This is a genomic window from Streptomyces sp. Q2 (genome assembly GCF_056820935.1).
In genome coordinates, this window is sequence record NZ_JBXEJE010000012.1 from 124113 (window position 1) to 149876 (window position 25764).

General features: G+C 69.9%; 23 protein-coding genes. 1 reads left to right on the top strand and 22 read right to left on the bottom strand.

Annotated elements, in window-relative coordinates; all coding sequences use genetic code 11:
* Positions 1-31: 31 nt before the first annotated feature.
* The 6 genes from carB to pyrR form a co-directional block, all read right to left on the bottom strand.
* Positions 32-3340, bottom strand: a complete 3309-nt coding sequence (gene carB / locus ACWBNA_RS15325; protein ID WP_482704882.1) for a carbamoyl-phosphate synthase large subunit — start codon at positions 3338-3340, stop codon at positions 32-34.
* Positions 3333-4487 carry a glutamine-hydrolyzing carbamoyl-phosphate synthase small subunit gene (gene carA / locus ACWBNA_RS15330; RefSeq protein ID WP_482704883.1) on the bottom strand — a complete coding sequence of 385 codons (1155 nt, stop codon included), beginning with the start codon at positions 4485-4487 and terminating at the stop codon, positions 3333-3335. Before carA ends, carB begins: the two co-directional genes overlap by 8 nt.
* Positions 4484-5053: a PH-like domain-containing protein gene (locus tag ACWBNA_RS15335; RefSeq protein WP_482704884.1), complete on the bottom strand. Its 570-nt coding sequence runs from the start codon at positions 5051-5053 to the stop codon at positions 4484-4486. The genes carA and ACWBNA_RS15335 overlap by 4 nt, the downstream gene beginning before the upstream one ends.
* On the bottom strand, positions 5050-6336 hold the full coding sequence (locus ACWBNA_RS15340; RefSeq protein WP_482704885.1) for a dihydroorotase: 1287 nt from the start codon (positions 6334-6336) through the stop codon (positions 5050-5052). Before ACWBNA_RS15340 ends, ACWBNA_RS15335 begins: the two co-directional genes overlap by 4 nt.
* A gap of 5 nt (positions 6337-6341) precedes the next feature.
* Entirely contained in the window at positions 6342-7319 is a 978-nt protein-coding gene (locus ACWBNA_RS15345) for an aspartate carbamoyltransferase catalytic subunit (RefSeq protein WP_482704886.1), read from the bottom strand.
* An 87-nt stretch (positions 7320-7406) separates the two neighbouring features.
* On the bottom strand, positions 7407-7976 hold the full coding sequence (pyrR, locus tag ACWBNA_RS15350; protein WP_482704887.1) for a bifunctional pyr operon transcriptional regulator/uracil phosphoribosyltransferase PyrR: 570 nt from the start codon (positions 7974-7976) through the stop codon (positions 7407-7409).
* A gap of 253 nt (positions 7977-8229) precedes the next feature.
* On the opposite strand from pyrR, the gene bldD reads away from it, so the two are divergent.
* Positions 8230-8733 carry a transcriptional regulator BldD gene (bldD, locus tag ACWBNA_RS15355; RefSeq protein ID WP_217239608.1) on the top strand — a complete coding sequence of 168 codons (504 nt, stop codon included), beginning with the start codon at positions 8230-8232 and terminating at the stop codon, positions 8731-8733.
* A gap of 210 nt (positions 8734-8943) precedes the next feature.
* Here the strand turns inward: bldD and nusB are convergent, their stop codons facing one another.
* From nusB to ACWBNA_RS15435, 16 genes are all read right to left on the bottom strand, one after another.
* The gene (gene nusB, locus ACWBNA_RS15360; RefSeq protein WP_482704888.1) at positions 8944-9378 is read right to left on the bottom strand and encodes a transcription antitermination factor NusB; all 435 of its coding nucleotides are present in this window, start codon (positions 9376-9378) and stop codon (positions 8944-8946) included.
* A 2-nt stretch (positions 9379-9380) separates the two neighbouring features.
* Entirely contained in the window at positions 9381-9947 is a 567-nt protein-coding gene (efp, locus tag ACWBNA_RS15365) for an elongation factor P (RefSeq protein ID WP_030038547.1), read from the bottom strand.
* Positions 9948-9998: 51 nt separating this feature from the next.
* Positions 9999-11105 carry an aminopeptidase P family protein gene (locus tag ACWBNA_RS15370; protein ID WP_482704889.1) on the bottom strand — a complete coding sequence of 369 codons (1107 nt, stop codon included), beginning with the start codon at positions 11103-11105 and terminating at the stop codon, positions 9999-10001.
* A gap of 180 nt (positions 11106-11285) precedes the next feature.
* Complete coding sequence (locus tag ACWBNA_RS15375; protein ID WP_482704890.1) at positions 11286-12146, bottom strand: Pro-rich N-terminal domain-containing protein; 861 nt, start codon at positions 12144-12146, stop codon at positions 11286-11288.
* Between the two features lie 195 nt (positions 12147-12341).
* Positions 12342-13433 carry a 3-dehydroquinate synthase gene (gene aroB / locus ACWBNA_RS15380; protein WP_482704891.1) on the bottom strand — a complete coding sequence of 364 codons (1092 nt, stop codon included), beginning with the start codon at positions 13431-13433 and terminating at the stop codon, positions 12342-12344.
* The gene (locus ACWBNA_RS15385) at positions 13430-13948 is read right to left on the bottom strand and encodes a shikimate kinase (protein WP_482704892.1); all 519 of its coding nucleotides are present in this window, start codon (positions 13946-13948) and stop codon (positions 13430-13432) included. Before ACWBNA_RS15385 ends, aroB begins: the two co-directional genes overlap by 4 nt.
* Entirely contained in the window at positions 13945-15129 is a 1185-nt protein-coding gene (gene aroC / locus ACWBNA_RS15390; RefSeq protein WP_482704893.1) for a chorismate synthase, read from the bottom strand. The genes ACWBNA_RS15385 and aroC overlap by 4 nt, the downstream gene beginning before the upstream one ends.
* 256 nt (positions 15130-15385) lie before the next feature.
* Entirely contained in the window at positions 15386-16225 is an 840-nt protein-coding gene (locus ACWBNA_RS15395) for a shikimate dehydrogenase (RefSeq protein ID WP_482704894.1), read from the bottom strand.
* The gene (gene mltG / locus ACWBNA_RS15400; RefSeq protein WP_482704895.1) at positions 16206-18002 is read right to left on the bottom strand and encodes an endolytic transglycosylase MltG; all 1797 of its coding nucleotides are present in this window, start codon (positions 18000-18002) and stop codon (positions 16206-16208) included. Before mltG ends, ACWBNA_RS15395 begins: the two co-directional genes overlap by 20 nt.
* A 121-nt stretch (positions 18003-18123) precedes the next feature.
* Positions 18124-18588 carry a Holliday junction resolvase RuvX gene (gene ruvX / locus ACWBNA_RS15405; protein WP_482704974.1) on the bottom strand — a complete coding sequence of 155 codons (465 nt, stop codon included), beginning with the start codon at positions 18586-18588 and terminating at the stop codon, positions 18124-18126.
* A gap of 35 nt (positions 18589-18623) precedes the next feature.
* The gene (gene alaS / locus ACWBNA_RS15410; protein WP_482704896.1) at positions 18624-21296 is read right to left on the bottom strand and encodes an alanine--tRNA ligase; all 2673 of its coding nucleotides are present in this window, start codon (positions 21294-21296) and stop codon (positions 18624-18626) included.
* Positions 21296-21652 carry a hypothetical protein gene (locus tag ACWBNA_RS15415; RefSeq protein WP_482704897.1) on the bottom strand — a complete coding sequence of 119 codons (357 nt, stop codon included), beginning with the start codon at positions 21650-21652 and terminating at the stop codon, positions 21296-21298. Before ACWBNA_RS15415 ends, alaS begins: the two co-directional genes overlap by 1 nt.
* 9 nt (positions 21653-21661) lie before the next feature.
* Positions 21662-22111 (bottom strand): DUF948 domain-containing protein, encoded by a 450-nt coding sequence (locus ACWBNA_RS15420; protein ID WP_482704898.1) that lies wholly within the window; start codon positions 22109-22111, stop codon positions 21662-21664.
* A gap of 509 nt (positions 22112-22620) precedes the next feature.
* The gene (rpsD, locus tag ACWBNA_RS15425) at positions 22621-23235 is read right to left on the bottom strand and encodes a 30S ribosomal protein S4 (protein WP_053748612.1); all 615 of its coding nucleotides are present in this window, start codon (positions 23233-23235) and stop codon (positions 22621-22623) included.
* 323 nt (positions 23236-23558) lie between these two features.
* A complete protein-coding gene (locus tag ACWBNA_RS15430; protein ID WP_482704899.1) occupies positions 23559-24914 on the bottom strand; it encodes a replication-associated recombination protein A in 1356 nt (451 codons plus the stop codon).
* A gap of 68 nt (positions 24915-24982) precedes the next feature.
* On the bottom strand, positions 24983-25639 hold the full coding sequence (locus ACWBNA_RS15435; RefSeq protein WP_482704900.1) for a vitamin K epoxide reductase family protein: 657 nt from the start codon (positions 25637-25639) through the stop codon (positions 24983-24985).
* Between the last annotated feature and the right edge of the window lie 125 nt (positions 25640-25764).

Here is a 25764-nt window from a genome sequence, read left to right on the forward strand (position 1 = left end):
GGGACACCTTCCGGTGTCCCCCTCAGGGCTGCTAGTCGCGGGCCGCGATCAGGTGTCGCGCATGTTCCTGGAGCGAACGGACGCCGACGTCTCCGTGGTTGAGTGCGTCGATGCCCTGGACGGCCGCCGCGAGCGCCTGGACGGTCGTCAGACACGGCACGGACCGCGCCACGGCCGCCGTACGGATCTCGTAGCCGTCGAGGCGGCCGCCGGTGCCGTACGGGGTGTTGACGATGAGGTCGACCTCGCCGTCGTGGATGAGCTGGACGATGGTCTTCTCGCCGTTCGGGCCGGTGCCCTCGGACTGCTTGCGTACGACCTTGGCGTTGATGCCGTTGCGCTTGAGGACCTCGGCCGTGCCGGAGGTGGCGAGCAGCTCGAAGCCGTGGGCGACCAGTTCGCGCGCCGGGAAGATCATCGAGCGCTTGTCGCGGTTGGCGACCGAGATGAAGGCGCGGCCCTTGGTCGGCAGCGGACCGTAGGCGCCGGCCTGCGACTTGGCGTACGCCGTGCCGAAGACGGAGTCGATGCCCATGACCTCGCCGGTGGAGCGCATCTCCGGGCCGAGGACCGTGTCCACGCCCCGCCCGTGGATGTCGCGGAAGCGCGACCACGGCATGACGGCCTCCTTGACGGAGATCGGCGCGTCGAGCGGGAGTTCGCCGCCGTCACCGGTCGCCGGGAGCAGCCCCTCCGCGCGCAGTTCGGCGACGGTCGCGCCCAGGGAGATCCTGGCGGCTGCCTTCGCCAGCGGGACCGCGGTCGCCTTCGAGGTGAAGGGGACGGTGCGGGAGGCACGCGGGTTGGCTTCGAGGACGTACAGGATGTCGCCGGCCATCGCGAACTGGATGTTGATCAGTCCGCGCACCCCGACGCCACGCGCGATGGCCTCGGTGGAGGCGCGCAGGCGCTTGATGTCGAAGCCGCCGAGCGTGATCGGCGGCAGCGCGCACGCCGAGTCGCCGGAGTGGATGCCGGCCTCCTCGATGTGTTCCATGACACCGCCGAGGTAGAGCTCCTCGCCGTCGTACAGGGCGTCGACGTCGATCTCGATCGCGTCGTCGAGGAAGCGGTCGACCAGGACCGGCCGGGAGGGGCTGATCTCGGTGGACTCGGCGATGTACGACTCCAGGCGTGTCTCGTCGTAGACGATCTCCATGCCGCGCCCGCCGAGGACGTACGACGGCCGCACCAGGACGGGGTAGCCGATCTCGTCGGCGATGGCCTTGGCGCCCGCGAAGGTGGTTGCGGTGCCGTGCTTCGGGGCCGGCAGACCGGCCTCCGCGAGGACCTGGCCGAAGGCGCCGCGGTCCTCGGCGGCGTGGATCGCCTCGGGCGGGGTGCCCACCACCGGTACGCCGTTGTCCTTCAGGGCCTGCGCCAGACCCAGCGGGGTCTGGCCGCCGAGCTGCACGATCACGCCCGCGATCGGGCCGGCCTGCGCCTCCGCGTGGACGATCTCCAGCACGTCTTCCAGCGTCAGCGGCTCGAAGTACAGGCGGTCGGAGGTGTCGTAGTCCGTGGAGACGGTCTCCGGGTTGCAGTTGACCATCACCGTCTCGAAGCCGGCGTCGCTCAGTGCGAAGGAGGCGTGGACGCAGGAGTAGTCGAACTCGATGCCCTGGCCGATGCGGTTGGGGCCGGAGCCCAGGATGATCACCGCGGGCTTCTCGCGGGGCGCGACCTCGGTCTCCTCGTCGTAGGAGGAGTAGAAGTACGGCGTCTTCGCGGCGAACTCGGCGGCGCAGGTGTCCACCGTCTTGTACACCGGGCGCACGCCCAGCGCGTGCCGCACCTCGCGCACGACGTCCTCGCGCAGCCCCCGGATCTCGCCGATCTGCTGGTCGGAGAAGCCGTGCCGCTTGGCCTCGCCGAGCAGTTCGGCGTCCAGGCGCTCGGCGGCGGCGAGTTCGTCCGCCACCTCCTTGATCAGGAAGAGCTGGTCCACGAACCAGGGGTCGATCTTCGTGTGCTCGAAGATCTCCTCCGGCGTGGCGCCGGCGCGGATCGCCTGCATGACGGTGTTGATCCGGCCGTCGGTGGGGCGGACCGAGGCTTCCAGGAGCTCCTTCTTGTCGCCCGTCTCGCCGACGAAGGTGAACTGCGAGCCCTTCTTCTCCAGCGAGCGCAGCGCCTTCTGGAAGGCCTCGGTGAAGTTGCGGCCGATGGCCATCGCCTCGCCGACCGACTTCATGGTCGTGGTCAGCGTCGAGTCGGCCGAGGGGAACTTCTCGAAGGCGAACCGCGGGGCCTTGACGACCACGTAGTCGAGGGTCGGCTCGAAGGAGGCCGGGGTCTTCTCCGTGATGTCGTTCGGGATCTCGTCGAGCGTGTAGCCGACGGCCAGCTTGGCGGCGATCTTGGCGATCGGGAAGCCGGTGGCCTTGGAGGCGAGGGCCGAGGAGCGCGAGACGCGCGGGTTCATCTCGATGACGATGATGCGGCCGTCGACCGGGTCTACCGCGAACTGGATGTTGCAGCCGCCGGTGTCGACGCCGACCTCGCGGATGATCGCGATGCCGATGTCACGCAGGCGCTGGTACTCGCGGTCGGTCAGTGTCATCGCGGGGGCGACGGTGATCGAGTCGCCGGTGTGGACGCCCATCGGGTCGAAGTTCTCGATGGAGCAGACGACCACGACGTTGTCGTTCTTGTCGCGCATGAGCTCCAGCTCGTACTCCTTCCAGCCGAGGATGGACTCCTCCAGGAGCACCTCGGTGGTGGGAGACAGCGTGAGGCCCTGGCCGGCGATCCGGCGCAGCTCCTCCTCGTCGTGCGCGAAGCCGGAACCGGCGCCGCCCATGGTGAAGGAGGGGCGGACGACGACCGGGTAGCCGCCGAGCTGCTCGACCCCCTTCAGGACGTCGTCCATCGAGTGGCAGATGTAGGAACGGGCGGACTCGCCGTGCCCGATCTTCTCGCGGACGGCCTCGACGACGTCCTTGAAGAGGTCGCGGTCCTCGCCCTTGTTGATGGCTTCGACGTTGGCGCCGATCAGCTCGACACCGTACTTCTCCAGCACACCCTGCTCGTGCATGGAGATGGCGGTGTTGAGGGCCGTCTGACCGCCCAGGGTGGGCAGCAGCGCGTCGGGGCGCTCCTTGGCGATGATCTTCTCGACGAACTCCGGGGTGATCGGCTCGACGTAGGTGGCGTCGGCGATCTCCGGGTCGGTCATGATCGTCGCCGGGTTGGAGTTGACCAGGATGACGCGCAGGCCCTCGGCCTTGAGGACGCGGCACGCCTGGGTGCCGGAGTAGTCGAACTCGGCGGCCTGGCCGATGACGATCGGGCCGGAGCCGATGACCAGGACGGACTGGATATCGGAGCGCTTAGGCACGCTGGCCCTCCATCAGGGATACGAAGCGGTCGAACAGGTAGGCGGCGTCGTGCGGGCCGGCTGCCGCTTCGGGGTGGTACTGGACGCTGAAGGCGGGGCGGTCGAGGAGCTGCAGCCCCTCCACCACGTTGTCGTTGAGGCAGACGTGGGAGACCTCGGCGCGGCCGAAGGGGGTCTCGGACACCTGGTCGAGGGGGGCGTCGACGGCGAAGCCGTGGTTGTGCGCGGTGACCTCGACCTTGCCGGTGGAACGGTCCTGCACCGGCTGGTTGATGCCGCGGTGACCGTACTTCAGCTTGTACGTGCCGAAGCCCAGCGCACGGCCCAGGATCTGGTTGCCGAAGCAGATGCCGAAGAGCGGGGTCCCGCGCTCCAGCACCGCCTGCATCAGCGCGACCGGGTGGTCGGCGGTGGCCGGGTCGCCGGGCCCGTTGGAGAAGAACACTCCGTCCGGGCCGGCCGCGTACACGTCCTCGACGGACGCCGTGGCCGGCAGCACGTGCACCTCTATGCCGCGCTCGGCCATCCGGTGCGGGGTCATGCCCTTGATGCCGAGGTCGACCGCGGCGACGGTGAACTTCTTCTCGCCGATCGCCGGGACGACGTACGTCTCCTTGGTGGCGACCTCCGCTGAGAGGTTCGCGCCCTTCATCTCGGGGGCCTGGCGCACCTCGGTGAGCATGGTGCCCTCGTCGGGCAGCGCCTGGCCGGAGAAGATGCCGACGCGCATGGCGCCGCGCTCGCGCAGGTGGCGGGTCAGCGCGCGGGTGTCGATACCGGAGATGCCGACGACACCCTGCCGGCGCAGCTCGTCGTCGAGCGAACGGCGGGAACGCCAGTTGGACGGCACGCGCGCGGGGTCGCGCACGACGTATCCGGCGACCCAGATCTGCTTCGACTCGGGGTCCTCGTCGTTGACGCCGGTGTTCCCCACGTGCGGGGCGGTCATCACGACGACCTGGCGGTGGTACGACGGGTCGGTGAGCGTCTCCTGGTAGCCGGTCATCCCGGTGGAGAACACGGCCTCGCCGAAGGTCACCCCCACGGCCCCGTAGGCACGGCCGCGGAAGATGCGGCCGTCCTCCAGGACGAGTACGGCGGGAGGCGCCTTCGTGTCGGAAGCGATTCCCTTGGTGGAGGTCGTCATCGTTCGGCGCCTTCCCTGGTGGTTGTTTTGATCATGGAGTTAATGACGGCGACCCACTCGTTGTGCTCGGCCGCGCGCTCGGAGCGGAACCCGGAGTCGAGCAGCCTCTCGCCGTGCGCCCAGGTCACCACGAGCAGTCCGCCCTCGGTCAGCACCTTGCCGGCGATGCCCTTGTCGAGCCGGGCCTCGCGCAGCGCCTCGAGAGGGACGAAGAAGTCCGTCGCTCCTGGGCGTACGACGTCCAGTCCCGCGTCCGTCAGCGTGAGCTCGACCCGGCTGCGGGTGCCCAGGCCGTGCGCCACGATGCGGTCGAGCCAGTGCCCGGCGGTGGTGGAGCCGTGATAGCGGCCACTCATCGTCAGTCTCACCGCACCGGGCTCCGGCGGCGCGGTGGGCAGCTCGGGCAGGTCGCCCTGGAGCGTGCCGCGCCACTTCCAGCCCTCGCGCATCAGCCAGTAGACGAGCGCGACGAAGAGGGCGAGGCCGACGAGCCAGCCGATGCGGGCGGCCCAGTCGGTGACCTGAGCCGATTCCTTCTCGGCGGCCAGCAGAATGTCAGGTGTCACGTGAGCTTCCCGTCGACGAGCGTGGCCTTGCCCCGGAGCCAGGTGTGCGTGACACGGCCCGGCAGCTCGCGACCCTCGTAGGGCGTGTTGCGGCTGCGCGAGGCGAAGCCCGCGGGGTCCACGGAGCCACGGTATTCCGTGTCGACGAGAGCGAGGTTGGCGGGCTCACCTGCCGAGACGGGACGGCCGTGGCCCTTGGCCTGCCCGATCCGGGCCGGCGCGAAGGACATCCGGTCGGCGACCTGCGTCCAGTCGAGCAGTCCGGTGTCGACCATCGTCTCCTGGACCACCGACAGCGCGGTCTCCAGGCCGACCATGCCCATGGCGGCCGCGGCCCACTCGCAGTCCTTGTCCTCGTGCGGGTGCGGGGCGTGGTCGGTGGCCACGATGTCGATCGTGCCGTCGGCGAGCGCCTCGCGCAGGGCGAGCACGTCCCGCTCGGTGCGCAGCGGCGGGTTGACCTTGAAGACCGGGTTGTACGTCCGTACCAGCTCGTCGGTGAGGAGGAGGTGGTGCGGGGTGACCTCGGCGGTGACGTCGATGCCGCGGGACTTGGCCCAGCGCACGATCTCCACCGAGCCGGCGGTCGACAGGTGGCAGATGTGGACGCGGGAACCGACGTGCTCGGCGAGCAGGACATCCCGGGCGATGATCGATTCCTCGGCCACCGCGGGCCAGCCCCCGAGCCCCAGCTCGGCGGAGACGACGCCCTCGTTCATCTGGGCGCCCTCGGTCAGCCGCGGCTCCTGCGCGTGCTGGGCGACGACCCCGCCGAAGGCCTTCACGTACTCCAGCGCCCGGCGCATCATCACGGCGTCGTCGACGCACTTGCCGTCGTCGGAGAAGACGGTGACGCCGGCGGCCGACTCGTGCATGGCGCCCAGCTCGGCCAGCTTCTTGCCCTCCAGGCCGACGGTGACCGCACCGATGGGCTGGACGTCGCAGTAGCCGTGCTGCTGTCCGAGCCGGTAGACCTGCTCGACCACTCCGGCCGTGTCGGCGACCGGGAAGGTGTTGGCCATCGCGAAGACGGCGGTGTAGCCGCCGGAGGCGGCCGCGCGCGTGCCGGTCAGCACGGTCTCGGAGTCCTCGCGGCCGGGCTCGCGCAGATGGGTGTGCAGGTCCACGAGACCCGGCAGGAGCACCTTGCCGCCGGCCTCGACGACCTCCGCGCCCTCGGCCGACAGACCGACGCCCACCTCGGCGATGGTCGCGCCGTCGATCAAAACGTCCTGCGGCTCGCCGCCGAGCACCTTCGCACCACGGATCAGGATCTTGCTCATGTGACTTACTTCTCCTCGGTACGCGTGTGGCTGACGGCGGGTTCGTTGCCGCCCAGAAGCAGGTAGAGAACGGCCATCCGGATGGAGACCCCGTTCGCGACCTGCTCGACGACGGTGCAGCGCTCGGAGTCGGCGACCTCGGCAGTGATCTCCATGCCGCGGACCATCGGACCGGGGTGCATCACGATGGCGTGCTCGGGCATCCTCGCCATGCGCTCGCCGTCGAGGCCGTAGCGCCGCGCGTACTCGCGCTCGGTCGGGAAGAACGCCGCGTTCATGCGCTCCCGCTGGACGCGCAGCATCATCACCGCGTCGGACTTGGGAAGCGTGCTGTCCAGGTCGTACGAGATCTCGCAGGGCCAGGTCTCGACGCCGACCGGCACCAGGGTGGGCGGGGCGACGAGGGTGACCTCGGCGCCGAGGGTGTGCAGCAGGTCCACGTTGGAGCGGGCGACCCGGCTGTGCAGGACGTCGCCGACGATCGTGATCCGCTTGCCGTCGAGGTCCTGCCCGAGCCCGGCGTCCCGGCCGACGAGCCGGCGGCGCATGGTGAAGGCGTCGAGCAGCGCCTGGGTGGGGTGCTGGTGGGTGCCGTCGCCGGCGTTGATGACGGCCGCGTCGATCCAGCCGGAGTTGGCCAGGCGGTACGGCGCTCCGGAGGCACCGTGCCGGATGACGACGGCGTCCACGCCCATGGCTTCGAGGGTCTGGGCGGTGTCCTTCAGGGACTCGCCCTTGGACACGCTCGACCCCTTGGCGGAGAAGTTGATGACGTCCGCGGACAGGCGCTTCTCGGCGGCCTCGAAGGAGATCCGGGTCCGGGTGGAGTCCTCGAAGAAGAGGTTGACGACGGTACGGCCGCGCAGGGTCGGCAGTTTCTTGATCGGCCGGTCGGCGACCCGGGCCATCTCCTCGGCGGTGTCGAGGATCAGGACGGCGTCGTCGCGGGTGAGGTCGGCGGCCGAGATGAGATGACGCTGCATCTGTCAGGCTCCGTAAGGCAGTTCAGGTCGGGAGATTTCGCGCGCGGGCGTGCGGGGGCGCACTCGGGGACGTACGACCGAGTGCTGCTACTGCTCGCGCGTCGGGGAGGCCTTCACACCGAGCAGCACGGTGTCGCGACCGTCCTCCTCGGCGAGCTGGACCTTGACCGTCTCCCGCAGCGACGTGGGGAGGTTCTTGCCGACGTAGTCGGCGCGGATGGGCAGTTCGCGGTGGCCTCTGTCGACGAGGACCGCGAGCTGGACCGCGCGGGGGCGCCCGATGTCGTTCAGGGCGTCGAGGGCGGCTCGGATGGTGCGGCCGGAGAAGAGCACGTCGTCGACGAGGACGACCAGCCTGCCGTCGATGCCGTCACCGGGGATGTCGGTGCGGGCCAGCGCACGCGGCGGGTGCATGCGCAGGTCGTCGCGGTACATGGTGATGTCGAGGGAGCCGACCGGGATCTTGCGGTCGGTGATCTCTTCGAGCTTGGCGGCGAGCCGCTGGGCGAGGAAGACGCCCCGGGTCGGAATGCCGAGGAGCACCACGTCGTCGGCGCCCTTGGCGCGCTCGACGATCTCGTGGGCGATGCGGGTCAGTACCCGCGCAATGTCAGGGCCTTCGAGAACTGGCCTTGCATCGGACGCTTGAGTGTCCATAGAAAACGGACCTCCTTCTCCGCCTCACGGGACGGACCTTAAAGGACGTCGGATTTGCGCCATCCACGGTAGCAGGCCCGGACGGCGCCCCGGATCACCCCCCTGGCCCAACCGGTCACCGATACCACGGAAAAGCCGGTGCGGACCATTCGGCTTGACGCGGCAGAGTAACGCTGCGTAACCTCACAGTGAGTTACCAGCCGCGCGGCACGGAACAGACCCAGCCGCGTCGACACAGTGTCCGGGGAGCTATATGTCCAGCGAATACGCCAAACAGCTCGGGGCCAAGCTCCGGGCCATCCGCACCCAGCAGGGCCTTTCCCTCCACGGTGTCGAGGAGAAGTCCCAGGGGCGTTGGAAGGCCGTCGTGGTCGGTTCGTACGAGCGTGGCGACCGCGCCGTGACCGTGCAGCGACTCGCCGAGCTGGCGGATTTCTACGGCGTTCCGGTGCAGGAGCTGCTGCCGGGCACCACTCCGGGCGGGGCCGCCGAGCCGCCGCCGAAGCTGGTCCTGGACCTGGAGCGGCTGGCCCACGTGCCGGCCGAGAAGGCGGGCCCGCTGCAGCGGTATGCCGCCACGATCCAGTCCCAGCGCGGTGACTACAACGGCAAGGTGCTCTCGATCCGCCAGGACGACCTGCGCACACTCGCCGTCATCTACGACCAGTCGCCCTCGGTCCTCACCGAACAGCTGATCAGCTGGGGCGTCCTGGACGCGGACGCGCGCCGCGCGGTGGCCTCCCACGAGGACAGCTGAGCCGCTTCTCATCTGAGCAGAAACGTACCGCCGGGGTGGCCGGAACTTCACGGTTCCGGCCACCCCGGCGGCTTTCTGCGGGCCTCAGGATGCCCCGGGGCACGGGAACGCCGCGAGAGCCGCCAGGGAACGCCAGAGGGCCCACAGCATCACTGCTGTGGGCCCTCTGGCAATGCGTACCTCTGGCGCCAGGTCTTTCGTGGGCCTCGTCTACGCCTCGTCGCGGCGCAGCGAGGGCTTGAGGTCCTTGAACCGGCCGAGCAGGCCGTTCACGAACGAGGGCGACTCGTCCGTGGAGAACTCCTTCGCCAGCTGCACCATCTCGTCGAGCACGACCGCGTCCGGCGTCTCGTCCGCCCAGATCAGTTCGTAGGCGCCGAGGCGCAGGATGTTGCGGTCGACGACGGGCATCCGGTCGAGCGTCCAGCCGACCGAGTACTGGGCGATCAGCTCGTCGATGCGCGTCGCGTGCTTCGCGTACCCCTCGACCAGCTGCATCGTGTACTCGCTCACCGGCGGCTGCCGGGTGTCGCCCCGGGAGAGCCGGATCCAGTCCGCGAGGACGGTCAGGACGTCCGCGTCGCGCTGGTCGCCCTCGAAGAGGATCTGGAAGGCGCGCTTGCGGGCCGTGTTGCGGGCAGCCACGGTTAGCTGTTCACCCGGCCGAGGTAGTCGCTCGTGCGGGTGTCGACCTTGATCTTCTCACCGGTGGTGATGAAGAGCGGGACGTTGATCTGGTGACCGGTCTCCAGGATGGCGGGCTTGGTGCCACCGGTGGAACGGTCGCCCTGGACACCCGGCTCGGTCTCCTGGATGACGAGCTCGACGGCGGCGGGCAGCTCGACGAAGAGCACCTCGCCCTCGTGCTGCGCCACGGTGGCGGTGAAGCCCTCGATCAGGAAGTTGGCGGCGTCGCCGACAGCCTTGCGGTCGACCATGAGCTGGTCGTAGGTCTCCATGTCCATGAAGACGAAGTACTCGCCGTCCATGTACGAGAACTGCATGTCGCGCTTGTCGATCGTGGCCGTCTCGACCTTGACGCCGGCGTTGAACGTCTTGTCGACGACCTTGCCGGAAAGCACGTTCTTCAGCTTGGTGCGCACGAAGGCCGGGCCCTTGCCGGGCTTGACGTGCTGGAACTCGACGACGGACCACAGCTGGCCTCCGTCGAGCTTGAGCACCAGGCCGTTCTTGAGGTCGTTCGTGGAAGCCACGGTTGCGGAATCTCCTGGACTGACGTGGACGACCCCGGCGCACGCACCTGGCTAAAGGGCGAGCAGCTCCTTGGTCGTGATGGTGAGTAGCTCTGGGCCGCCGTCCGCCTCGGGGCGGACGACGAGCGTGTCATCGATCCTGACACCGCCCCGGCCCGGGAGGTGAACCCCCGGTTCGACGGTGACCGGCACGCAAGCGTCCAGTTTACCCATGGCCGCGGGGGCCAGCTGCGGGTCCTCGTCGATTTCGAGTCCCACACCGTGCCCCGTCAGCGCCGGAAGGCCTTCCGCGTACCCCGCGGAATCGAGCACCTGACGTGCGGCACGGTCCACGTCGCGGTAGGCGGCGCCCGGGACGAGGCTCTCCCGGCCGGCGCGCTGAGCGGCGAAAACGAGGTCGTACAGCTCGATCTGCCAGTCCGCCGGGGACGTGCCGATGACGAAGGTGCGGCCGATCTCGCACCGGTAGCCGCGATAGGTCGCTCCGAGACAGACGGAGAGGAAGTCGCCCTCCTCGACTCTGCGATCGGTGGGGCGATGGCCGGGTCTGCCGGAGTTCGGGCCGGTGGCGACGGAGGTCGCGAAGGCGGGGCCGTCGGCGCCGTGGTCGACGAGGCGGCGTTCCAGTTCGAGAGCGAGGTGACGTTCGGTACGGCCGACGAGGATGGATTCGAGCAGTTCGCCGAGGGCCTGGTCGGCGATCTCGGCGCCGATCCTGAGGCAGGAGATCTCCTCCTCGTCCTTCACCAGCCGCAGCTGCTCCACCCCGCCGCCCAGGTCGGCCAGGCGCAGCCGGGGTACGACCGAGCGGATGGCGCGGTGCCGGGCGACGGTCAGGTGGTGCTCCTCGACGGCGAGGCACTCGCCGCCCTGCGCGGCCGCGAGGTCGGCCGCCGCGACGGCGGGATCACCGCCGGGGCTGGACAGCCGCTGCACGCGCAGCGCCTCGTCGGGCCGGCCCTCCGCGGGGCGGTCGTCCGGCGGGCCGGGACACAGCAGCAGGTCCTCGATCCTGTCGAGCAGCAGGACGGCGCCGCGCGGGGCGGTGCCTGCGAGGTAGCGGACGTTGGCGGGGCGGGAGACCAGCGCGGAGGCGCTGCCGCTGGCTTGGCAGCGTTCCCGTAGGCGGGCTCGGCGGGCAGCGTAGACCTCTGACATGACACGAGCGTAGGAGGGGTGCCCGGATTGTGCTGGTTGGGAGGGTGCCGTTCGGGGGACCGGGGTGCGTGATCCCGCTGTTTGCATGGGTGCGGGGAGGTGGGGGCTGATCGCGCCCACGCGGCGGAGCCGCACATCGATACGGCCCCGCGCCCCTTGCGTTGGCTCAGTCCCCCGCGTTCACCAGCTCGGTGGGCTTGCTATCGACCTTGCCAGTACGTCGTCCAGGATCTGGGCCGTCTGCGGTACGTCCAGCTGGGAGTTGTCGATGATGGGGAGGCCCGAGCCGTACCAGCCCGCCATGCGGCCGTGGATGCGGGCGACCTCGTCGTCGGTGAGGCGGCGGTTTCCGGAGCGCTCGGCGTTGCGCTCCAGGACGATCTCCAGTCCCGGCAACAGGACCACCGGCAGCAGGCCCGGGCCCACGTGGCGCTTCCAGCCGCCGAGGCCGACGACCGGGCGGTCGGGGAAGACGGCGTCGTCGAGGATGCACGAGATGCCGTTGGCCAGGAAGTTCCGGGCGGCGAAGCCGCAGGTGCGGCGGGCGAGGCGGTACTGGGCCTCGGAGTGGTCGTTCCACCCGGACTGCGGGTCGGCGAAGCCCGAGCGGACCCATTCGCGTACGTCGTCGAGGCTGATGTGGGCGGTGGGGACCCGGCGGTGGTCCGCCCAGTACTTGGCGACGCTCGTCTTCCCGGCGCCGGCCGGGCCGATGAGCAGGACCGCGAGGGTCGTGCCGGCCGGGTCGGCGGCGGACGGGGCGGGCGGCGCGCTCGGCATGGCGACGGGGGCGCCGGACGGCAGCGGCAGATGGCCGGTGGTGTCCGGGGCCGGCGGGACCGGGGCGTGGTGCGGCGCGGGCGGCACCGGCGCCGAGGGGACACCGGTGAAGCCGGGAGCGGGTGGTGGTGGCCCGGGGGCGGAACCCTGGTGCGCGCCCGGGTGCTGCGGCCCCGGATGGTGTGCGGCCGGCGACCAGCCGACGGCCGGTCCTTGCCCCGGCTGGTGGGGCGGCAGCGGAGAACCCACTGCGTGCTGCATCCGGTGCCACTCCGTCTCGTACAGGCAATGGGTGCTGACAGCGCGGGCGAGCCCCGCTCTCCCCCACAGCCTAAAGGGCGTGGAAGGGGCTCCCATCCGAACGGTACCGCCCTCGGCCGTCGTTTGGTGCAACGGCCGGGAGCGGTCCGAAGTGCCCGATCCCGCAAGGGAATCGGCGAAAGGGTGCCCCGGGACCTACTCGCCCACTTCGCCGTACGCGGCGAGGAGGACGGCCGGGTCGGGGCCCTCCAGGACGGTGGGCTTGGCCAGGCCGTCCAGGACGATGAAGCGCAGCAGATCGCCGCGGGACTTCTTGTCGACCTTCATGGTCTCCAGCAACTTGGGCCACTGGTCGTAGCGGTAGTGCAGGGGCAGCCCGACCGCTTCCAGGATCGTGCGGTGGCGGTCGGCCGTGGCGTCGTCCAAGCGGCCCGCGAGACGGCCGAGTTCGGCGGCGAAGTGCATGCCGACCGAGACCGCCGCGCCGTGGCGCCACTTGTAGCGCTCGTTCTTCTCGATGGCGTGCGCGAGCGTGTGGCCGTAGTTGAGGATCTCCCTGAGGCCCGACTCCTTCAGGTCGGAGGAGACGACCTCGGCCTTGACCCGGATGGACCGCTCGATGAGCTCCGCGGTGTGCGGGCCCGCCGGGGTGCGCGCGGCCTCGGGGTCGGACTCGATGAGTTCCAGGATCGTCGGGTCGGCGATGAAGCCGGCCTTGATGATCTCGGCGAGCCCGGAGACGTAGTCGTTGACCGAGAGCGAGTCGAGCGCGGCCAGGTCGCACAGCACGCCCGTCGGCGGGTGGAAGGCGCCGACGAGGTTCTTGCCCTCGGCGGTGTTGATGCCGGTCTTGCCTCCGACGGCCGCGTCCACCATGGCCAGCACGGTGGTGGGGATGGCGATCCAGCGCACCCCGCGCAGCCAGGTCGCGGCCACGAACCCGGCGAGGTCCGTGGTCGCGCCGCCGCCGACACCGACGACGACGTCCGTGCGGGTGAAGCCGGACTGGCCGAGCGCCTTCCAGCAGTAGGAGGCGACCTCCGCGGTCTTGGCCTCCTCGGCGTTGGGCACCTGGATGGCGACGGCTTCGAAGCCCTGCTCGGTCAGGTCGGAGCGGAGCGCCTCGCCGGTCTCGGCCAGCGCCTCGGGGTGGACGATCGCGACCCGCTTGGCCCTGTCGCCGATCAACGCGCCGAGTTCGCCCAGGAGTTGACGGCCGACCAGGACCTCGTAGGGCTCACTGCCCGCGGTGCCGCCGACCTGGATCCGGGTGACTGCGTCGCTCATGCTTCCTTCAACTCCAAAGCGTCCAGGGCGGCTTGGGTGACCTCTTCGGGCGTGCGGCCGTCCGTGGACACGACCGCGGTGGCGATGGCCTCGTACAGGTGCCGCCGCGCCTCCATCAGCTCGCGCCACTGCTTGCGCGGATTCACCGCGAGCAGCGGCCGGGCGGCGTTCAGGCCGGTGCGCTTGACCGCCTCCTCGACGTCCATGGAGAGGTAGACGACGCGCTGCCCGGCGAGCAGCGCGCGGGTGTCCTCGTCCAGGATCGCGCCGCCGCCCAGCGCGAGGACGCCGTCGTGGTCGGCGAGTGCCTCGCGCACCGCCTGCTTCTCGATCGCGCGGAAGGCCGGCTCGCCCTCGTCGACGAAGATCTCGGCGACGGTCCGGCCCTGCTCGGAGACGATGTCGTCGTCGGTGTCGCGGTAACCGACACCGAGCCGCTCGGCGAGCAGCTGCCCGACGGTGGACTTGCCGACGCCCATCGGGCCGACCAGGACGACCACGGGCACAGCGCTCATCGGACCGGCAGGTTGTCGAGGTACGACCGCACGTTGCGGCGGGTCTCCGGCACGCTGTCGCCGCCGAACTTCTCCGCGACCGCGTCCGCGAGGACCAGCGCGACCATCGCCTCCGCGACGATGCCGGCGGCCGGCACCGCGCACACGTCCGAGCGCTGGTGGTGGGCCTGCGTGGCCTCGCCGGTGACGACATCCACGGTCTTCAGTGCCCGCGGCACGGTCGCGATCGGCTTCATCGCGGCCCGCACCCGCAGCAGCTCACCGGTGGTCAGACCGCCCTCGGTGCCACCGGAACGGCCGGTGGCCCGCCTGATGCCCTCGTCGGTGGCGACGATCTCGTCGTGCGCCTGCGAGCCGGGCACCCGCGCCAGGTCGAAGCCGTCGCCGACCTCGACACCCTTGATCGCCTGGATGCCCATCAGGGCGGCCGCCAGCCTGGCGTCCAGCCTGCGGTCCCAGTGCACGTGCGAGCCCAGGCCCACCGGCACGCCGTACGCCAGCACCTCGACCACACCGCCGAGGGTGTCGCCGTCCTTGTGGGCCTGGTCGATCTCCGCGACCATCGCCTTCGACGCGTCCGCGTCCAGGCAGCGCACCGGGTCCGCGTCCAGCCTCTCCACGTCCGAGGGCTTGGGGTACACGCCGTAGGGCGCCTTCGCGGCGGCCAGCTCGACGACGTGCGAGACGATCTCGACGCCCGCCGTCTCCTTCAGGTACGACCGGGCCACCGCGCCCAGCGCCACCCGGGCCGCCGTCTCCCGGGCGGAGGCTCGCTCCAGGATCGGCCGGGCCTCGTCGAAGCCGTACTTCTGCATACCTGCCAGGTCGGCGTGGCCGGGACGCGGCCGGGTCAGCGGGGCGTTGCGGGCGAGGCCCGCAAGGATCTCAGGGTCGACGGGGTCGGCCGCCATGACCTGCTCCCACTTCGGCCACTCGGTGTTGCCCACCATGATCGCGACCGGCGAGCCCAGGGTGAGACCGTGCCGCACACCGCCGATGAACGTGATCTCGTCACGCTCGAACTTCATGCGGGCACCGCGTCCATAACCCAGCCGGCGCCGGGCCAGGTGGTCCGCCACCATCTCCGTGGTGATCGGCACACCGGCGGGAAGTCCCTCCAGCGTCGCGACGAGTGCGGGACCGTGGGACTCCCCCGCGGTCAGCCAGCGCAACCTGCTCAACGGTGCTCCTCAATGCTCGCGCCCTGGTACTGCCCTTCGTACACGCGTCCTCGCGTACGGCGACGGCCCGACCAGGTGCGCGGCCCTGGCCCGCCACCCCCGATCCTCCCACGTCCGGGCGCGGGAGCAGGCCGCCGGTCCACAGGGCGGACGAGAGCGGGCCGTCCCGGCCCCGGGACCGAGCGGGTCCGCGCAGGTCCTGACCAGCGGGTCCTCGCAGGTCCTGACCAGCGGGTCCTCGCAGGTCCTGGCGGTCCTAGCGGGCCGCGAGCGCGTGCTCGCCCGCCTTGCGCATGGCGTCCAGGGGGGCCGGGGCGCGGCCCGTCATCCGCTCGACCTGCAACACCGCCTGATGCACCAGCAGGTCGAGTCCGCTGACGACGGCCCCGCCGTACGCGGACCAGCGGGCGGCGAGCTCCGTGGGCCACGGGTCGTAGAGGACGTCGAAAAGGGTGGCGGGCCGTTCCGGCAGCGCCGAGGACAGCGCGTCGGTCGCACCGGCCGGAGTGGTCGCGATGACGAGCGGCGCGTGCAGGGCCTGCCCGGCGTCCGCCCAGTCCGCCGTGCGGACCTCGACGTCCAGCCGCTCTCCCCACTGCCGCATCTCGGCGGCGCGTGCCTCGCTGCGTACGTAGGCGACGACCTCGCCGGTGCAGATCCGGGCCAGCGCGGCGAGCGCGGAGGAGGCCGTGGCGCCGGCGCCCAGGATGGCGGCGGAGTCGACCTGCTCGATGCCGTGTTCGCGCAGGGCGGCGACCATGCCGGGGATGTCGGTGTTGTCGCCGACGCGTCGGCCGTCCTCGGTGAACACCACCGTGTTGACCGTGTCCACCGAGGCCGCCGTCTCGCTGATCTCGTCGAGCAGCGGGATGACGGCCCGCTTCAGCGGCATGGTCACCGAGAGCCCGGCCCACTCCGGACCGAGCTGGGCGAAGAACCCGGGCAGGGCGGCCTCGTCGAGCTCGAACCGGTCGTACGACCAGTCGGTGAGCCCCAGCTCCTTGTACGCGGCGCGGTGCAGCACCGGCGAGAGGGAGTGGGCGATGGGCTTGCCGAGCACCGCGGCCCGGCGGGCGTCAGCTGCCCGTGCTGGCATCGAACTTTTCCTTGAGCTTGAGGAATGCGGCGTGCGTCTTGGCGAACTCGGTCTTGCTCACACCGTCGGTCGCCACGAAGTAGTACCAGCCGTCATCCGTCGGATTCAGTGTCGCCTTGATCGCACCGTCGCCCGGGTTTCCGATCGGACCCGGCGGCAGACCCTTTTGCGTGTACGTGTTGTACGGGTCCTGGTTGCTGTTGATCTCCGACTCACTGATGTTGATGTTGCTCTCGTTCTTCAGGTAATTGAAGGTCGAGTCGAACTGCAACAGCCCATAGGTCTCGGGGTTGGCGAGATCGAGGCGGTTGTAGACCACCTCCGCCATCTTCCGGTAGTCGTCCTCGGTCTTGCCCTCCGCCTGGACGAGACTCGCGACCGTGATGACCTGCAACGGGTTGTCCAGCTTCAGCGCCTTGGCCTTGGCAGTCAGGTCGAGCGCCTCGTACTTCTCGGCGGCCTGGCTCACCATCTCCTTGAGGACCGTCTCGGGCTTCATGCCCTTGGCCGCGGGATAGGTGCCTGGGTAGAGGAACCCCTCCAGCGGGTCCTTTATGTCCCTGTTGCTGTTCGCCCAGCTCGGCAGACCGAGGCTCTTGTATCCCTTGTCGGCGGCTTTCCTGGTGGTGCCGGACGACAATTCGAGTTGCTTGTCGATCGCCGTGTAGACACTGGTATTGCGCTCGCCCGGCTTGACCAGCACATTGTTCTGGCTCTTGGGGTCGAGCATCATTTCGATGGCGCTCGCGGCTGACATTTCCTTCTTCAGCAGGTAGGCGCCCGCTTGGATCTTGTCACCGTCGGGATTCTGCGACTGCGCGGAGACGAAGGCGTCGACGCTTTTGACGACCCCCGCTTCTTTGAGCTTCTGACCGATCGTCGATCCGAAGGCACCCTTGGGGACAACGACGGACACCATCTCGCTCGTGCCGTCCCCCGCGTAGTCCGGAGCCGTGCCGAAACGATCCTTGTAGAACTGGTACCCGAAGTAGCCGACCCCGCCCAGGCCTCCGCCGAACACCAGCAGGACCACCAGACAGGCGCACCCGCTGCGGCGTTTCTTGGGCTTGCCGCCCCGGCCTTTGCGGTCGCCGCGGCCGCCCTTGGAGTCGTCCGGGTCGTCCGAGTCGTCATCGTCGTCGTCAGCGCCCGAGAAGAAGGCGTGTTCGCCCTGGTCGGGGCCGGGATCCCAGTCGGCCCGCTGCGGTTCGGGCTCGGCGCCCCGGCGGGCGGGCGGCTCCGGCGGCGGGTAGGCGTCCGGAGTGCCGTAGAAGTCGGGCTGCTGCTCCGCGCCGTAGGCCACGCCCTGTTGCTGCCCGTACGGGTCCGACGGGTCGGTGTACTGGACGTGCGCGTGCGTGCCGGTGCCCCAGGCGCCGTTGTCGTACTGCTGCTGGGGCTGGGGCGCGTACTGCTGCTGGTCGTACGGCTGCTGACCGTACTGCTGGCCGTTGTACTGCTGCTGGCCTTGCTGCTGTTGGCCGTGCTGCTGTTCGCCGTACTGCTGCTGGCCCTGCTGCTGACCACCGTACTGCTGCTCGCCGTACTGCTGCTGGTAGTGCTGCTGCGCCTGACCGTATGCGGCCTGCTGGCCGTCGCCCCAGCCTCCATCGTCGTACTGCGGCTGCTGCGGCTGCTCCGGATAGTGCTGCGGCTGGCCGCCGTAGGGGGACTGCTGGCCCGTGTGGGCCTGCTGTCCGCCCCATCCGCCGTCCCCGTACAACGGGTCCTCCGGATGCCACGGTTCGGAGCCTTCGCCCCGGCCATACTCAGTCATCGATCCCCTAGAGCCGCGAGGCGGCGGTCGCGCGGCTTTCGGCTCGGCTCCCGTTCCGCCTCTCTTTGTGCGGTGGCTGTTCGAACACCTCCACATCGCGCGGAACGTTACCGTATCGCGATCAGATGACCACTTCGACGCCCTCGCCGGGTGCTTTACCTGACACTCGTTCGGATTCCAGGGCCTGTTGCAGGATGATCACGGCTGCCACCTGGTCGATGACCGATCTGCCCTTTTTGGACTTCACGCCGGAAGCGCGGAGTCCCTGACTGGCCGTCACCGTGGTCATCCGCTCGTCCAGGAGCCGGACCGGGACCGGGGCGATCCCCCGGGCGAGCTCCTGGGCGAAGCCGCGGACCTTGACGGCGGCCGGGCCCTCGCCCCCCTTGAGGGAGCGCGGGAGTCCGACCACGACCTCGATCGGTTCGTACTCCTCGACCAGTTGCCGGAGCCGGCGGTGAGCTGCGGGGAGATCGCGGCCGGGGACCGTCTCCACCGGGGTGGCGAGGATCCCGTCGGGGTCGCACGAGGCGACTCCGATACGGGCGTCCCCGACGTCGATCGCGAGGCGACGGCCACGGCGCATGCCGCGGCCGTCGCCACTCGTCCGGTCTTCGGCGTTCACTTGGCCGTTTCCGCCACGAGCCGCTCGACGGCGTCGACGGCCTCGCCGATGGCGGCCGGGTTCTGGCCACCGCCCTGGGCGACGTCCGGCTTGCCGCCACCGCCGCCGCCGAGGGTCTTGGCGGCCGTACGGACCAGGTCACCAGCCTTGAGGCCGCGCTCGCGGGCGGCTTCGTTGGTGGCGATGACCGTCAGCGGCTTGCCGTTGTTGACCGCGAACACGGCGACCACGGCGGCCCGGCCGCCCTGGATGCGGCCGCGCACGTCGAGGACCAGCCTGCGCAGGTCGTCGGGGGTCGTACCGTCCGGAACCCGGCCGGTGACCACGGCGACACCATGGACGTCCTTGGCGGACTCGGCGAGACCGGCGGCGGCCTGGAGCACCTTCTCGGCACGGAACTTCTCGATCTCCTTCTCGGCGTCCTTCAGCTTGCCGAGCATGGCGGAGACCTTCTCCGGCAGTTCCTCCGGGCGGCCCTTGATCAGCTCCTGGAGCTGGGCGACCACCGTGTGCTCCCGGGCGAGGAAGTTGTAGGCGTCGACACCGACCAGGGCCTCGATCCGGCGCACACCCGAGCCGATCGACGACTCGCCGAGCAGCTTCACCAGACCCAGCTGGGCGGTGTTGTGCACGTGCGTGCCGCCGCACAGCTCCTTGGAGAAGTCGCCGATGGTGACCACGCGGACCCGCTCGCCGTACTTCTCACCGAACTCGGCGATGGCGCCCTGCTTCTTGGCCTCGTCGATGCCCATGACGTCGGCACGGACGTCCAGGTCGCGGGCCAGCACCTCGTTGATCTTCTGCTCGACGTCGGTCATCACGGCCGTCGGAACGGCGGACGGCGAGCCGAAGTCGAAGCGGAAGCGGCCGGGCTGGTTCTCGGAACCGGCCTGGGCGGCCGTCGGGCCGAGGGCGTCGCGCAGGGCCTGGTGGGTGAGGTGGGTGGCCGAGTGGGCGCGGGCGATGGCCGTGCGGCGGCGGTTGTCGATCGAGGCGTGGGCCTTGGAACCGACGGTGACCTCGCCGACCTGGACGACGCCCTTGTGGACGTACACGCCCGGGACCGGCTTCTGGCAGTCGCGGATCTCGATGACGGCACCGGTGTCCACCTTGATGCGGCCGGTGTCGCCGATCTGGCCGCCGCCCTCGGCGTAGAAGGGGGTGCGGTCCAGGACGATCTCGACCTCGTCGCCCTCGGTGGCGGCCGGGGAGGAGGCGCCGTCGACGAGGATGCCGACGATGGTGGACTCGCCCTCGGTGTCCGAGTAGCCGATGAAGTCGGTCTCGCCGGCCTTGTCGGCGATCTCGCGGTAGGCGCCGACGCCGGCATGGCCGGTCTTCTTGGCCTGGGCGTCGGCCTTGGCGCGCTCCCGCTGCTCCTTCATCAGGCGGCGGAAGCCGTCCTCGTCCACGGACAGGCCCTGCTCGGCGGCCATCTCCAGGGTGAGGTCGATCGGGAAGCCCCAGGTGTCGTGCAGCAGGAAGGCCTTGTCGCCGGCGAGGACCTTGCCGCCGCCGGCCTTGGTCTCGCTGACGGCGGTGTCGAGGATGTTGGTTCCGGCCTTCAGCGTCTTGACGAAGGCGTTCTCCTCGGCGAGGGCGACCTTCTCGATCCGCTCGCGGTCGGTGACCAGTTCCGGGTACTGCTGGCCCATCATCTCGATGACCGTGTCGATCAGGTCCTTGACGACCAGGCCGGTGGCACCGAGCAGTCGCATGTTGCGGATGGCGCGGCGCATGATGCGGCGCAGGACGTAGCCGCGGCCCTCGTTGCCGGGGGTCACGCCGTCGCCGATGAGCATCACGGACGTGCGCATGTGGTCGGTGACCACGCGCAGGGAGACGTCCGAGTCGTGCGAGTCGCCGTACTCGACACCGGTCAGCTCGGTGGCCTTCTTGATGACGGCCATGGAGGTGTCGATCTCGTACATGTTCTGCACGCCCTGCAGAATCATGGCGAGCCGCTCCATGCCGAGGCCCGTGTCGATGTTCTTGCTCGGCAGGTCTCCGAGGATCTCGAAGTTGTCCTTGCCGATGCCCTCGCCGCGCTCGTACTGCATGAAGACGAGGTTCCAGATCTCCACGTACCGCTCGTCGTTGACGGCGGGGCCGCCCTCGACGCCGAAGTCGGGGCCGCGGTCGTAGTTGATCTCGGAACAGGGGCCGCACGGGCCGGGAACGCCCATGGACCAGTAGTTGTCCTTCATGCCGAGGCGCTGGATGCGCTCCTTGGGCACGCCGATGGTCTCGTGCCAGATGCGCTCGGCCTCGTCGTCGTCCTTGTAGACGGTGATCCAGAGCTTCTCCGGCTCCAGGCCGTAACCACCCTTGTCCTGGGGCGTGGTGAGCAGCTCCCAGGCGTACTTGATGGCGCCTTCCTTGAAGTAGTCGCCGAAGGAGAAGTTGCCGCACATCTGGAAGAAGGTGCCGTGCCGCGTGGTCTTGCCGACCTCTTCGATGTCGGGCGTGCGCACGCACTTCTGCACGCTGGTGGCGCGCGACCACGGCGGCTTGACCTCACCGAGGAAGTACGGCTTGAAGGGCACCATGCCGGCGGGGACCAGGAGCAGAGTCGGGTCGTCCGCGATGAGCGACGCCGAAGGGACGACGGTGTGCCCGCGCTCCTCGTAGAAGCTCAGCCAGCGGCGGCGAATCTCGGCCGACTCCATCAGTGGTCCTCATTCCGGTTGTACGAGTACGTCGTCCTGTCACTGCCGACGGACTTCGGGTTGTTGCGGTTCTCGATGGCGGTGTACCGCCGGGGCGCGGGGAGTTCGGCGTCGACGGAGGCGTTCAGCCCGAGCGCGTCACCGAGTTCCTCCTCCCGCTGGGCCATGTTGTCGCGGACGTCCAGCGCGAAGCCCACCGCGCGGTCCTTGATGCGGTGACCTGCGTCGAGCGCCTTGTTCGCCGCGGTCACGGCGAGGTTCTCGGGGGTCAGCTGCTTCAGCTTGCGATTGACCTTGGTGGTGGCCCACACACCGGCGGCGACGCCCGAGGTGAACCAGAAGGTGCGGCGGAACATCGCTGGCTCTCAGTCCTTCTTTTTGCGGAGGTCTCGCCTGTCCCGCCGAGAGACCGTGCGGCCCACGATCACGGCAGGCCGGGGTGCCTTGGCGGGCACGTCTTCCTTGCGGCCGCCGAGGGCCCGGCGCACGCCGTAGCCGAAGGCGGCGACCTTCACGAGGGGGCCGCCGAAGGTGGAGGCGACGGTCGTCGACAGCGCGGAGGCGTTCGACGTGACCTCCTGGACGTCGGACGCGATCGCGTCCACCCGGTCGATCTGGGTCTGCGCGGAGCGCACCGCCGAGGAGGCGTCGGCCAGCAGCGGGACGGCCTGGTCGGTCACGTCCGCCACGAGCTTGGTGGTCGCCCTGAGCGTCTGGGCCAGCCTCGCCAGCGCGACGGCGAGGAAGGAGACCAGAATCGCCCAGAAAACGGCCACCAGGATCCCGGCCACCTCTCCACCGGACACTGTGTGCACCCGCTCCCTGAAACGTGCCTGCGTATCGAAAAAGTCGTACGCCGAGCCTATCGCGCCGGGGTCCTGACTCCGAACCGGATTAGGGCCCGCGCGCGGCCGCGTTGCGCGAAGCGATGGGTGACGGTGTGTGGCGTGTCGAGCCGGTGGCGGTGCGTGCTCCGGAGTTCGTCGACCGCGCGGTCGTGGCGGCGCGCTCCGACTGACGGATCACACCGCTCGGCTGCCGCGCGAGATCCCGCCCCAGGTGCTCGAACTCCTCGACGAACAACAGGAGTTGCCACCCGGGACGCGTGTGCCGACACTGCTGTACGGCCCCGCCGCCGCGATGGGGCCGTCGGTGGGCCTGCCGCTGTCCGGTTCGGCGTACTCCAACGGGCCGCACGAGCTGTGCGAGGCGATCGCCCGAGGGACGTTGCCCCGGCCCCGGACACGCACGAACCCGCCGCCTCACCCACCCGGAAGGGCGGGGAGACGGCGGGCTGAGAGGTGGTGCTACGGCCTGCTGGTGATCAGCGGGCGTAGTACTCGACGACGAGTTGCTCGTCGCAGATCACCGGGATCTCCTTGCGGTTCGGCTCGCGGTCCAGGCGGAAGGCCAGGGCGCGGAGGTTCACCTGGAGGTAGCGCGGGGTCTCGCCGTCGGGGGCGAAGCCACCCTCACGGGCGATCGAGAACAGGGTCTTCTCGCGGCTGCGCTCGCGGACCATCACGACGTCGTCGGGCTTGACACGGAAGGACGGCTTGTCGACCTTCTGGCCGTTGACCTCGATGTGGCCGTGGACGACCATCTGGCGGGCCTGGTAGATCGTGCGGGCGATGCCCGAACGCAGGACCAGCGCGTCGAGACGGCGCTCGAGCTCGATGACCAGGGCCTCACCGGTCTTGCCCTGGGTCTTGGCGGCACGCTCGTAGGCGCGGACGAGCTGACGCTCGGACACGTCGTACTGCGCGCGCAGACGCTGCTTCTCGAGCAGACGGACCTTGTAGTCCGAGTTCTGCTTGCGGCCACGACCGTGCTCACCCGGCGGGTAGGGGCGGGCCTCGAAGTACTTGACGGCCTTCGGGGTCAGCGCGATGCCGAGGGCACGCGACTTCTTGACCTTGGGACGGGACTGGTTCGGCATGAACCAAACACCTCGTGTTTCTGATGCGAATACGGCTTCACCAGGGTTAGGGGAGGTCGCATCCGCAGCCGGGGAAACCCCGCGGGTCCACTGGGGACCTGCCGGGCAGCCGCTCCCTGGTCTGGGCACAACGTGCAGCACGCGAGTGGCCCACCGGCCTCTCCCGGAAATCCGGGTGGTGGTGGGCTGCCCGCGACACCGTTCGACGGTGCGCGACGCTCCTGGAGATCTGGCGGACCAGGCCTCCGGCTGGATGTCCCGTTCTGGTGAACCGACCTGGGCCGGCCACGGGACGCAGCACTTCGGGCGAGTCTACAGGGTGCTCAAGGCCGCTTGCGACCGAGGTGCTTCCGGGTCCACTCCACCGCGTCCGCGTACCGGGCCTCGGCGCCGTGCCGGGTGGGGGTGTAGTACTCGCGGTCCTGGATCGCGTCCGGGGCGTACTGCTGGGGGGCGATGCCCTCGGGCAGGTCGTGCGGATACACGTACCCCTGCGCGTGGCCGAGCTTGGCGGCGCCCTTGTAGTGCCCGTCGCGCAGATGCGGGGGCACGGCTCCGGCCAGTCCCTTGCGTACGTCGTCCAGGGCGGCGCCGATCGCCGTGGTCGCGGCGTTGGACTTGGGAGCCAGGGCGAGGGCGATGGTGGCGTGGCTGAGAGTGAGGGCGGCCTCGGGGAAGCCGATCATGGCGACCGCCTGGGCGGCGGCGACGGCGATCGGCAGGGCGTTCGGATCGGCGAGGCCGATGTCCTCGCTGGCGGAGATCATCAGGCGGCGGGCGATGAAGCGGGGGTCCTCGCCGGCCTCGATCATGCGGGCCAGGTAGTGCAGGGCCGCGTCGACGTCCGAGCCACGGATCGACTTGATGAGGGCGCTGGCCACGTCGTAGTGCTGGTCGCCGTCCCGGTCGTACTTCACGGCGGCCCGGTCGACGGTCTCCTCCAGCGTCTGGAGGCCGACCTCGGTCTCGCCCTTGTCGAGGGCGGCCCCGGCGGCGGCCTCCAGGGCGGTCAGGGCGCGGCGGGCGTCGCCGCCGGCGATGCGCAGCAGGTGGTTCTCGGTGTCCTCGGGGAGGGTGACGGCGTCCTTGAGCCCGCGTTCGTCACTCACCGCACGCCGGACCAGGTCACGCAGGTCGTCGTCGGTGAGGGGTTCGAGGGTGAGGAGGAGGGAGCGGGACAGCAGGGGGGAGATGATCGAGAAGTACGGGTTCTCGGTGGTCGCCGCGATCAGGGTGACCCAGCGGTTCTCGACGGCCGGGAGCAGGGAGTCCTGCTGGGCCTTGCTGAAGCGGTGGATCTCGTCGAGGAAGAGGACGGTCTCCTTGCCGTAGCCACCGGTGGCGCGGCGGGCTCCGTCGATGACCGAGCGGACTTCCTTGACGCCCGCGGTGATCGCCGACAGCTCCACGAAGCGCTTGTTGGTGGCCTTGGAGACGACGTAGGCGAGGGTCGTCTTGCCGGTGCCGGGCGGGCCCCAGAGGATCACCGAGGACGGTCCGGCGGGGCCGCCCGCGCCCTCGCCGACCAGTCTGCGCAGGGGCGAGCCCGGCTTCAGGAGGTGCCGCTGGCCCACGACCTCGTCGAGGGTGCGCGGGCGCATCCGGACCGCCAGGGGGCTGCTGGACGGGTCCTTCTCCTGGCGTTCTTCTGCTGCGGCGGTGAACAGGTCGGGCTCCACGATGAAAACCCTATGTCACACCACTGACAATCCACCGCGGGCCGTCGGGCGGCCCGCGGCCCGGGCGGTCAGCTGGTCCAGAAGTCCCACCAGCGGGTCAGGATCAGCATGCCGATGATGCCGATGTGCAGGACCGGCATGACCCAGGTGAACTCGCCGAAGAAGTTCTTCAGCCAGCGCGGGGCGGGCAGGAAGTCGTTGCGGACGTTGAACGACGTCACGTACCAGAACATGAGGATCGTGGCGACCCAGGCCAGGGAGCACCACAGGCACAGCGCGTTGATCCGGTACAGCGACTGGAACTGCAGCCAGGTGCAGAAGCCCACGCCGAAGAGCGTGCCGAAGTTGAAGGTCAGCCAGTACCAGCGCGGGAAGCGGGCCCGGGCGAGCAGGCTCATGCCGACGCCGATGACGATGCCGTAGCAGACGAGGCCGAGCATCGGGTTCGGGAACCCGAAGGCCGAGGCCTGGTCGCTCTCCATGACGCTGCCGCAGGAGACGACGGGGTTCAGGCTGCAGCCGGGCGTGAAGGACGTGCCCGCGACCTTGGCCTCGAGCAGCTTGAACTTGTCGATCGTGATGACCCACGCCGCGAGCAGTCCCGCCGCACCGGTGATCACGAGCAGCAGCGCGAACGCACGGCTGCCGCCCACCGACCGCGGGGCGGCCTCGGCGCGCTCCGGTCCCGGTTCGGTGGAGACGTCCTTGACTGTCGTCTTGCCCATCACGCCGATTCCATCACCTGAGAGTTTGACCTTCCGCGGACACGCTCATTGTGCCGTACGCGGGCGCGTGTCCACCGTTCGGTGGACATAAGGAAGTACGCACGGTCGTCCCGGAGCGTTCGGTT